General features: G+C 49.8%; 1 rRNA gene. It reads left to right on the forward strand.

Going from position 1 to position 1,784, the window contains the following annotated elements:
* The first annotated feature begins 143 nt into the window (after nt 1-143).
* A 16S ribosomal RNA gene (locus tag LDK34_RS12475) occupies nt 144-1,717 on the forward strand.
* The last annotated feature ends 67 nt before the right edge of the window (nt 1,718-1,784 follow it).

Below are 1,784 nucleotides of genomic sequence, written 5' to 3' on the forward strand. Positions count from 1 at the left end.
GTAGATCTTTGAAAACTGAACAACGTTTCGACGAATCAAATGTGTAGGGTCTTTGAACGAAAGTTCGAAGCAATTACAATTGTGAAGTCAATTCACTTTATAACCAAGTAACAACAAAACAAGAGCTATTTCAAATAACTCATTAATTTGAGAGTTTGATCCTGGCTCAGGATGAACGCTGGCGGCGTGCCTAATACATGCAAGTCGAACGCACTTCGGTTTTTGATTGACGGTGCTTGCACCAGATTGACGAGACATTGAAGTGAGTGGCGAACGGGTGAGTAACACGTGGGTAACCTGCCCTAAAGTGGGGGATAACATTTGGAAACAGATGCTAATACCGCATAACAACGAAAACCACATGGTTTTCGCTTGAAAGATGGTTTCGGCTATCACTTTAGGATGGACCCGCGGTGCATTAGCTAGTTGGTAAGGTAACGGCTTACCAAGGCAATGATGCATAGCCGAGCTGAGAGGCTGATCGGCCACATTGGGACTGAGACACGGCCCAGACTCCTACGGGAGGCAGCAGTAGGGAATCTTCCACAATGGGCGCAAGCCTGATGGAGCAACGCCGCGTGAGTGAAGAAGGGTTTCGGCTCGTAAAACTCTGTTGTTAAAGAAGAACGTATCTGAGAGTAACTGTTCAGATAGTGACGGTATTTAACCAGAAAGCCACGGCTAACTACGTGCCAGCAGCCGCGGTAATACGTAGGTGGCAAGCGTTATCCGGATTTATTGGGCGTAAAGGGAGTGCAGGCGGTTATTTAAGTCTGATGTGAAAGCCTTCGGCTTAACCGGAGAAGGGCATCGGAAACTGGATAACTTGAGTGCAGAAGAGGGTAGTGGAACTCCATGTGTAGCGGTGGAATGCGTAGATATATGGAAGAACACCAGTGGCGAAGGCGGCTACCTAGTCTGTAACTGACGCTGAGGCTCGAAAGCATGGGTAGCAAACAGGATTAGATACCCTGGTAGTCCATGCCGTAAACGATGAATACTAGGTGTTAGGGGGTTTCCGCCCCTTAGTGCCGCAGCTAACGCAATAAGTATTCCGCCTGGGGAGTACGACCGCAAGGTTGAAACTCAAAGGAATTGACGGGGACCCGCACAAGCGGTGGAGCATGTGGTTTAATTCGAAGCTACGCGAAGAACCTTACCAGGGCTTGACATCTTCTGCTAATCCGAGAGATCGGACGTTCCCTTCGGGGACGGAAAGACAGGTGGTGCATGGTTGTCGTCAGCTCGTGTCGTGAGATGTTGGGTTAAGTCCCGCAACGAGCGCAACCCTTATGATTAGTTGCCAGCATTAAGTTGGGCACTCTAATGAGACTGCCGGTGACAAACCGGAGGAAGGTGGGGACGACGTCAAATCATCATGCCCCTTATGTCCTGGGCTACACACGTGCTACAATGGATGGTACAACGAGCAGCGAAGTCGCGAGGCCAAGCAAATCTCTTAAAGCCATTCTCAGTTCGGACTGTAGGCTGCAACTCGCCTACACGAAGTCGGAATCGCTAGTAATCGCGGATCAGCATGCCGCGGTGAATACGTTCCCGGGTCTTGTACACACCGCCCGTCACACCATGAGAGTTTGTAACACCCAAAGTCGGTGGGGTAACCTTCGGGAGCCAACCGCCTAAGGTGGGACAGATGATTAGGGTGAAGTCGTAACAAGGTAGCCGTAGGAGAACCTGCGGCTGGATCACCTCCTTTCTAAGGAAACAAATCGGAACCTTACACATTAGTGGAAACGTTGTTCAGTTTTGAGGGATTTACCTCA

The organism is Furfurilactobacillus milii, assembly GCF_021654115.1.
GTDB classification, from domain to species: domain Bacteria; phylum Bacillota; class Bacilli; order Lactobacillales; family Lactobacillaceae; genus Furfurilactobacillus; species Furfurilactobacillus milii.